Origin of the sequence: Noviherbaspirillum sp., assembly GCF_035654295.1 — a bacterium.
Taxonomy (GTDB): Bacteria; Pseudomonadota; Gammaproteobacteria; order Burkholderiales; family Burkholderiaceae_D; genus Noviherbaspirillum.
Window position 1 is genome coordinate 1 of the sequence record NZ_DASRXF010000191.1, and the last position, 8,028, is coordinate 8,028.

The window sequence follows — 8,028 nt, forward strand, 5'->3', positions numbered from 1 at the left end:
AAAGAATAACTTAATAAAAAATTTCCCATCGGTAAGGGAACTTCGGGCGCCGGTGCTCATCTGCCAGGAACCCAGTCCCCAAGCCGCTTTCCGCGCGATTGCATCGTCGCGGCTTGTGCGTTGCCTGGTGTTTGTAGGACAAACACCGACGGCGGCGTGCGCGCGCGTCTGTCTTCAAATATGGCGCTAGTCCTATTTTCGTAAAGCAACTTCCCTCTGAGAATGCTCTTACCGCATGGCAAAACTTGCCCGGTTTACGCAGAAAAAGAGGTGAAAATGAATACGAACGACATGATGGCCGAAATTCGTGATGCCAACTTGAGCTACCTGATGCTCGCTCAACAAATGATCCGTTCGGATAAGGCAAGCGCCATTTTCCGCCTCGGCATCAGCGCCGAAATCGCCGACATGCTGGAAGGGTTGAACAATGCCCAGATCCTCAAGCTCGCCGGGACCAACATGATGCTGGCGCGCTTTCGCTTCGATGACGGCGCCATCCTGGGTATGTTGACGAATTACAACAAGGACCGTGGCCTCGCCCACGCCCACGCCGCGATTCTCATGGCCGGCCAGCAACTCGAAGAAATTTCCTGAGAGAATATTCCCTTCAGGTAATACACTATCGGTTGTTCACGATGGCGCGAGGCCGGTATGACTAAAAAAAGCGTAGTGACAGAAGCCCAGGAGATCCAGCTTGCGATCGAGCTCATCAACCTGGGTGCGCGTCTCCAGTTGCTCGAGTCCGAGACGAACCTGTCGCGCGAACGCCTGCTGAAGCTATACAAGGAGCTCAAGGGTGTGTCGCCGCCGAAGGGCATGCTGCCGTTCTCGACCGACTGGTTCATCACCTGGCAGCCGAACATCCATTCTTCGCTGTTCATCAATATCCACAAGTATCTCGTCGAGCATGCCCAGGTGTCGGGCATCGAGGCGGTGATGAAGGCATACAAGCTGTATCTCGAACAGGTCGAACCGGAGCCGAGCGGCGAGCCGGTCCTGTCTCTCACCCGTGCATGGACTCTGGTGCGCTTCTTCGAAAGCAAGATGCTGGAAACGGCCACCTGCAGCAAATGCGGCGGCGATTTCGTTGTCCACCGGCTGGACCTGCACCAGGATTATGTCTGCGGCCTTTGCCACATGCCTTCGCGCGCCGGCAAGACCAAGAAGCTGAAGGAAGAGGCGGCTGCTTCTTCCTCGGCGCAGGCCTGATCCCAGGCCGAGGCTTTCCCCGGGGTTGTCATGCATAGCTGGCGCTACGGCGCGGGTTCTCCGCGCCGCGCTTCCTTCACGCGTATTCCTGCCGTTCGCGCACTCTTCGCGCAGGCCGCCGGCTTTGCGCTGGTGCTGATACTGGCACACGCGCTGCCACAGATCGCAGGTATCCAGCTTACGATTGCCGTTGCCGCTGTCGTCCAGGGCATTGCCGCAGCCGCACTGGCCCGCATGCTGCGCCTCGCGCCATGGTGGGTGGCGATCGGGCTGTGCTTTCCGGTCGCACTCCTTGCATCGAGCGCCTTGCCATTGCCGCCGTTCGCCTATCTCGCGGGCTTCCTCATCCTGCTGGTCCTGTACTGGTCGACCTTCCGTACCCAGGTGCCGTTCTATCCCTCCAATCGCGCTACGTGGCGCGCCGTGGCGCAACTGCTGCCGGCCGGGCGGCCGCTGCGCATCGCCGATGTCGGCAGCGGCTTCGGCGGCCTGGTCATGTATCTCGCGGGCGAGCGTCCGGAGAGCGAGGTGATCGGCATCGAACTAGCGCCGCTGCCGTGGCTGTGCAGCCGGCTGCGCGGGCCGGCCGCAGGCAGTGCCGGGCGCTTTGTCCGCCGCGACTACGAAACCGTCGACTTCGCGGACTTCGACGTCGTATTTGCCTATTTGTCACCAGCCGCGATGCCCGCCCTATGGCAAAAAGCCAGGGCGGAAATGCGACACGGTGCGCTGCTGTTGAGTTATGAATTCGCCATCCCCGGCGCCGAACCGGACGTGGTCGTCCATCCCTCGGATGGCGGGCCGGCCCTCTATGGCTGCCGCATCCAATGAAACCGGCGTGCACGGCTCAAGTTTTGTCCGCCGGCGTCGTAACCGATATGAAGGCCCTCCCTGGGCATACATATTGGTTGTGAAGCACAGGGCGAATTGGCACAATGTTGACCTGTAGAAATACATCAATAACGACCGGAGTTTAGCCCTTGCTAGTCATTGTCGGATATCTCATTGTCATCGGATCCGTATTTGGGGGTTTTCTCCTGGCGGGCGGGCATCTTGCATCGCTTTTCCAGCCGGTCGAACTGCTCATGATCGGCGGTGCGGCAGTCGGTGCCTTCTTCGTCGGGAACAACAGCAAGGCGATCAAGGCCACGCTGAAGGCACTGCCCAGTGTGTTCAAAGGTTCGAAGTACACCAAGTCCTTGTACATGGAACTCATGACCCTGCTGTTCGAAATCCTCAGCAAGGTGCGCAAGGAAGGCCTGATGTCGATCGAAGGCGACATCGAGAAGCCCGAGGAAAGCCCGATCTTCAGCAAGTATCCCGGCATCCTCGCCGACCACCATGTGATCGAGTTCATGACGGATTACCTTCGTCTCATGGTGTCGGGGAACATGGACGCCTTTCAGATCGAAAACCTGATGGACAACGAGATCGAGACGCACCATGCGGAAGGCGAGATCCCGGTGCACTGCGTCGCCAAACTCGGCGACGGCATGCCGGCGTTCGGCATCGTTGCCGCGGTGATGGGCGTGGTGCACACGATGGCCTCCGTCGGCCTGCCGCCGTCCGAGCTCGGCATCCTGATCGCGAACGCGCTGGTCGGCACCTTCCTCGGCATCCTGCTGGCCTACGGTTTCGTGGGGCCGCTGGCCAGCGTGCTCGAACAGAAGCTGCATGAGTCCACGAAAATGTTCCAGTGCGTGAAGGTGACCCTGCTGGCGAGCCTGAACGGCTATGCGCCGGCGCTGGCCGTCGAGTTCGGGCGCAAGGTGCTGTTCTCGACGGAGCGTCCGTCGTTCAGCGAGCTGGAAGATCACATCAAGCAGGCCAAGTCGAAGTAATCGTTCAACCGAGGACCAGGAAGCGAGATGGCTGACGAAGGGCTACGCCCCATCATCGTAAAGCGGATCAAGAAGGGCGGCGGCGGTCATCACGGCGGCGCCTGGAAGATCGCGTACGCCGACTTCGTGACGGCGATGATGGCCTTCTTCCTGTTGATGTGGCTGCTGGGTTCGACCGCCAAGGGCGACCTGCAGGGTATCGCCGAGTACTTCCGCACGCCGCTCAAAGTTGCGATGTCGGGCGGCTCGGGCGCGGGCGACAGTTCGAGCGTGGTGCAGGGCGGCGGCAAGGACCTCACGCGCAAGGACGGCCAGGTCAAGAAGGGCGACGATCCCGACATCAAGAAAACCTACAACTTGCAGGCCGCGCATCTCCAGCAGGCGGAGAAGGAACTGGAGAAGGCGGAGATGGCGCGGCTGCGTGCGCTCAAGTCCAAGATCGAGGACGTGATCGAAGCCCGGCCGACGCTGCGGCAGTTCAAGAAGCAGCTCTTGATCGACATTACAACAGAGGGCTTGCGCATCCAGATCGTGGACGAGCAAAATCGTCCCATGTTTGCACTGGCGAAGGCGGAGCTGCAGCCTTACACGAAAGAGATCCTGCTGGAGATCGGGCGCGCGCTCAACGATGTGCCGAACCGGATCAGCCTGTCGGGGCATACCGATGCCACGCCTTATGCGAGTGGAGAGAAGGGATACAGCAATTGGGAGTTGTCGGCGGATCGCGCCAATGCGTCGCGCCGCGCACTGATTGCAGGCGGCATGGATGAAGCAAAGGTGTTGCGCGTGGTAGGCTTGTCGTCGGCCGTATTGTTCGACAAGCAGGACCCGTTCAATCCGATCAATCGCCGGATCAGCATTATCGTAATGAACAAGAAGACGGAAGAAACCGCATCCAGGGACGGCGGGACCGTAGAGGTCGCCAACGAGACGCAAGCCAGGCAGGAAGTGACGGGCACCGCCGCTCGGCAAGAATGAGTCGCATGCAGCTGAAACGATTAGCGCTGTGGGGACGGGACAATGACAAGTGAAAAAAAGGTGGGTTCGCAGGTCAGGCATCTGCTGTCCAACCTGTCGGACCATGGAACGCAGCACCTGACCGAAGTCGAGACCGACCTCGTGCAGACCAGCTTCCTGCTCGGCGAGGCGATCGAAAAGCTGGGCGCAAGCTTCATGGCGATCCATGAAGCGATCACCGCCCAGCAGGAGGCCATCGACCTGCTGCTCTCAGGCACCAAGCCAACCCCCGAGATCGCCGAGCAGATCAAGGCCAAGCACTCCGAGATCGGCAAGCATGTGAGCGCCGCCGTCACCGGACTGCAATTCCAGGACATGACCAGCCAGCTGATCGGCCGCACCGTGCGCCGCGTCACCGGCCTGCGCGAGGTCCTCGGCGGCATCGGTTCGGGAAGTTCGACCATTTCGGAGAGCAATGCGGAAGAGATCGTCGCCACGCTCAACAGCATCAACAAGGTGCTCGAGGAGCAAAGCGTGAAGCTCGAAAGCGCGCTGTGGAAGGCGGTCTGCCAGACGCACATGGAAAGCGGCGACATCGAGCTGTTTTGAAGCTGACAAGGATATACGGGCAGCCAGCCCGGACATGAAGAAAGCAGGAGTTAATGCAATGGCAAAAACGATATTGGCAGTGGACGACTCGGGCTCACTACGGCAGATGGTGGTGTTCAGCCTGAGGGCGGCCGGCTACCAGGTCACCGAGGCAGTGGACGGGCAGGACGGTCTGGACAAGGCGAAAGAGCAGGTGTTCGACCTCGTGCTGACCGACCAGAACATGCCGCGCATGGACGGGCTCACGCTCATCCGCAACCTGCGCGGCCTGCCCACCTACCAGAAGGTGCCCATCCTCATGCTCACCACCGAGTCGAGCGACGAGATGAAGAACAAGGGGCGCGCGGCCGGCGCGAACGGCTGGCTGGTCAAGCCGTTCGACCCGCAGCGCTTGACCGAGGTCGTGCGCAAGGTCATTGGCTGACAAAGTACGCGCGCGGCCGCGACGAGAACAAGAGCAAAGATCACGGAGTCCTAAATGACCATTGACATGAGCCAGTTCTATCAGGTGTTCTTCGATGAAACCGAAGAACTCCTTGCAGAGATGGAGAAGCTGCTCCTGGCGATCGATGTGTCGGCGCCCGACGAGGAGGACCTGAACGCCATCTTCCGCGCGGCGCACTCGATCAAGGGAGGCGCCGGCACCTTCGGCCTGACCGACCTGACCGACGTCACGCACGTGCTCGAGTCGCTGCTGGACAAGATCCGCAAGGGCGAGATGTCACTGCTGCCCGAGCACGTGGATGCCTTCCTCGTGGCCAAGGACGTGCTCAAGATGCAGCTGGACGGTCACCGCCTCCATACCCCCGTCGACCAGGAAGCCGTGGTCGACGCGCGCATGCTTCTTGAATCGCTGTCGGAAGGCGGGGTGCCCAAAGCATTGCCGACCGCTTCGCTGGACATCGCGCCGCGCACGCCGGTACCGCCTCATCCGCCGCTGACCGGCAAGGTGCACCGTTTCCGGATCGAACTGCCGCAAGTGCCCGATCGCGACGTCGAGGCCATCATGGCCGAGCTCGGCCTGCTGGGGCATATCAGCAAGGAAATGCTGCCGGATAATCGCGCCGTGTTCACGCTCGATTGCAACGGCGGCACCGATGACATCATCGCGATCTGCTCCTTCATCCTCGACCCGAACGACCTGAAGATCACTGAAGAATCCGTGCCGCAGCAGGGGGCGGATTCGGCGGCCAAGGCGGCCCAGGAAGAGGCGCAAGGCTACGGTTTCTTCGACAACTTCCAGACCCACGAACAGTCCGTCGCCGAGAAGGCCGCCAAGGAAGCTGCGCAAGGCTACGGCTTCTTCGACAATTTCGAGACCCACGAAATGAAGGAGTCGAAGGGAGGCGCAAGCCAGCCGGCGGCGCCCGTGCAGGAGGCTGCCGTGCCGGCGCCGCAGCCCGCGACTCCGGCCCCAGCGGAGAAAAAGCCGGTGGCGCGACGCGAGCCGGCCGCGGCCGGACACAATTCCGAAACGACTTCCATCCGCGTCGGCATCGAAAAGGTCGACCAGCTGATCAACCTCGTCGGCGAGCTGGTGATCACGCAGGCGATGATCGAGCAGCGTACCAACACGCTCGATCCCATGATCCATGAGCGCCTGCTCAACAGCGTCAGCCAGCTCACCCGCAACACGCGCGACCTGCAAGAAGCGGTGATGTCGATCCGCATGATCCCGATGGATTATGTATTCTCGCGCTTCCCGCGCATGGTGCGCGACCTCGCCAGCAAGCTGGGCAAGCGTATCGAATTCGTCACGCATGGCGCGGCGACCGAGCTCGACAAGGGCCTGATCGAACGCATCGTCGATCCGCTGACCCACCTGGTGCGCAACAGTATCGACCACGGCATCGAAATGCCGGACGTGCGCCGCGAAGCAGGCAAGAGCGAAACCGGCCGCCTCTCGCTGTCGGCGGGGCACCAGGGCGGCAATATCGTGATCGAAGTCACGGACGACGGCGGCGGCCTCAACCGCGAAAAGATTCTCGCCAAGGCGAAATCGCAGGGCTTGCCCGTCACCGACTCGATGCCCGATTCCGACGTCTGGCAACTCATTTTCGCGCCGGGATTCTCCACCGCCGAAGTGGTGACCGATGTTTCCGGACGCGGCGTCGGCATGGACGTCGTGAAGCGCAACATTACCGCCATGGGCGGCGCGGTCGACATCCGCTCGGCCAAGGGTTTCGGCACGACCATCTCGATTTCGTTGCCTCTGACGCTGGCGATCCTGGACGGCATGTCGATCAAGGTCGGCGAAGAAATCTACATCCTGCCGCTGGGCTACGTGGTCGAGTCGCTGCAGCCCGATCCCGCCGACGTGAAAGAGATCTCGGGCCAGGGCCGGGTCGTGAAAGTCCGCGGCGAGTATCTGCCGCTCATCCCGCTCTACAAGATGTTCGGCATCGAGCCGCGCTTCACCGACCCCTCGCAGGGCATCGTGGTGATCCTCGAATCCGAGGGCAAGAAGGCTGCCCTGTTCATCGATGACCTCGTCGGACAGCAGCAGGTCGTCGTGAAGAATCTCGAATCCAACTACCGCAAGGTTGCGGGCATCTCCGGCGCCACCATTCTCGGTGACGGCGGAGTGTCCCTGATTATCGACGTGGCCGCGCTGCTGCGTTCAAGCCGTCAGCTTGCTGCCGACGAATCCATTTTTTCCTGACAAGAGATAGAACCATGACACAGACCGCTCAATCGATTGCAACCGTCAATGGTGACAAGGCCGACCGCGACATCGCCGGTCAGGAGTACCTTGCATTTACCCTTGGCAAGGAAGAGTACGGAATCGACATCCTGAAAGTACAGGAAATCCGCGGGTACGAAACCGTTACCCGCATCGCGAACGCACCCGACTTCATCAAAGGCGTGGTGAACCTGCGCGGCATTATCGTGCCGATCGTGGACATGCGGATCAAGTTCCAACTCGGCGAGCCAACCTACGACCAGTTCACCGTCGTCATCATCCTGAACGTGGCAGGACGGGTGGTAGGCATGGTCGTCGACAGCGTGTCAGACGTGACGACGCTGTCGCCGGAGCAGATCAAGCCCGCGCCCGAGATGGGAACCGCGCTGAACACCGATTACCTGATCGGCCTGGGCACCATCGATCAGCGCATGCTGATCCTGGTCGACATCGACAAGCTGATGTCGAGCGCGGAAATGGGGTTGATCGAAAAGATCGCCGCATGATCGCTGCATAAGAGGGAACAGAAGTACCAGCAGTACCAAGCCGCGCAGACGGCAAAAAACAAGACCAGAAGAGACCGAAGGCCCGTTGACAACGTATCGGCGGACCTCACCACACACTGAGGGTAGGGACGATGTTTACAAATTTGACGATCAAGTCGCGGCTGGTCTTCGTGATCAGCTTTCTTTCGCTGCTGCTTGTGGGTAGCGGCATCATCGCAATTGT

9 protein-coding genes are annotated in these 8,028 nt (G+C 60.7%); all 9 read left to right on the forward strand.

Translation table 11 applies throughout. The features are described 5' to 3' along the window. Window positions 1-276 precede the first annotated feature (276 nt). The 9 genes from flhD (at window position 277) to VFF99_RS18045 (ending at window position 7,805) form a co-directional block, all read left to right on the forward strand. A complete protein-coding gene (flhD, locus tag VFF99_RS18005; RefSeq protein WP_325020303.1) occupies window positions 277-594 on the forward strand; it encodes a flagellar transcriptional regulator FlhD in 318 nt (105 codons plus the stop codon). A gap of 57 nt (window positions 595-651) precedes the next feature. Then, window positions 652-1,209, forward strand: a complete 558-nt coding sequence (gene flhC, locus VFF99_RS18010) for a flagellar transcriptional regulator FlhC (RefSeq protein ID WP_325020304.1) — start codon at window positions 652-654, stop codon at window positions 1,207-1,209. A gap of 30 nt (window positions 1,210-1,239) precedes the next feature. Next, a complete protein-coding gene (locus VFF99_RS18015; RefSeq protein ID WP_325020305.1) occupies window positions 1,240-2,040 on the forward strand; it encodes a class I SAM-dependent methyltransferase in 801 nt (266 codons plus the stop codon). 149 nt (window positions 2,041-2,189) lie between these two features. Continuing rightward, entirely contained in the window at window positions 2,190-3,050 is an 861-nt protein-coding gene (gene motA, locus VFF99_RS18020) for a flagellar motor stator protein MotA (protein ID WP_325020306.1), read from the forward strand. Window positions 3,051-3,077: 27 nt separating this feature from the next. Continuing rightward, a complete protein-coding gene (motB, locus tag VFF99_RS18025) occupies window positions 3,078-4,028 on the forward strand; it encodes a flagellar motor protein MotB (protein WP_325020307.1) in 951 nt (316 codons plus the stop codon). A 42-nt stretch (window positions 4,029-4,070) separates the two neighbouring features. Further along, the gene (locus VFF99_RS18030; RefSeq protein ID WP_325020308.1) at window positions 4,071-4,616 is read left to right on the forward strand and encodes a chemotaxis protein; all 546 of its coding nucleotides are present in this window, start codon (window positions 4,071-4,073) and stop codon (window positions 4,614-4,616) included. A 58-nt stretch (window positions 4,617-4,674) separates the two neighbouring features. Continuing rightward, the gene (locus VFF99_RS18035; protein ID WP_325020309.1) at window positions 4,675-5,040 is read left to right on the forward strand and encodes a response regulator; all 366 of its coding nucleotides are present in this window, start codon (window positions 4,675-4,677) and stop codon (window positions 5,038-5,040) included. A 54-nt stretch (window positions 5,041-5,094) separates the two neighbouring features. Then, window positions 5,095-7,278, forward strand: a complete 2,184-nt coding sequence (cheA, locus tag VFF99_RS18040) for a chemotaxis protein CheA (protein WP_325020310.1) — start codon at window positions 5,095-5,097, stop codon at window positions 7,276-7,278. A gap of 14 nt (window positions 7,279-7,292) precedes the next feature. Further along, entirely contained in the window at window positions 7,293-7,805 is a 513-nt protein-coding gene (locus VFF99_RS18045; RefSeq protein WP_325020311.1) for a chemotaxis protein CheW, read from the forward strand. Window positions 7,806-8,028: the final 223 nt, after the last annotated feature.

Excerpts from the sequence above, each read along its gene's own strand:
- cheA (WP_325020310.1), top strand. The coding sequence starts at position 5,095 with ATGACCATTGACATGAGCCAGTTCTATCAGGTGTTCTTCGATGAAACC.
- VFF99_RS18015 (WP_325020305.1), top strand. The coding sequence starts at position 1,240 with ATGCATAGCTGGCGCTACGGCGCGGGTTCTCCGCGCCGCGCTTCCTTC.
- flhC (WP_325020304.1), top strand. The coding sequence starts at position 652 with ATGACTAAAAAAAGCGTAGTGACAGAAGCCCAGGAGATCCAGCTTGCG.
- VFF99_RS18030 (WP_325020308.1), top strand. The coding sequence starts at position 4,071 with ATGACAAGTGAAAAAAAGGTGGGTTCGCAGGTCAGGCATCTGCTGTCC.
- flhD (WP_325020303.1), top strand. The coding sequence starts at position 277 with ATGAATACGAACGACATGATGGCCGAAATTCGTGATGCCAACTTGAGC.
- VFF99_RS18045 (WP_325020311.1), top strand. The coding sequence starts at position 7,293 with ATGACACAGACCGCTCAATCGATTGCAACCGTCAATGGTGACAAGGCC.
- motB (WP_325020307.1), top strand. The coding sequence starts at position 3,078 with ATGGCTGACGAAGGGCTACGCCCCATCATCGTAAAGCGGATCAAGAAG.
- VFF99_RS18035 (WP_325020309.1), top strand. The coding sequence starts at position 4,675 with ATGGCAAAAACGATATTGGCAGTGGACGACTCGGGCTCACTACGGCAG.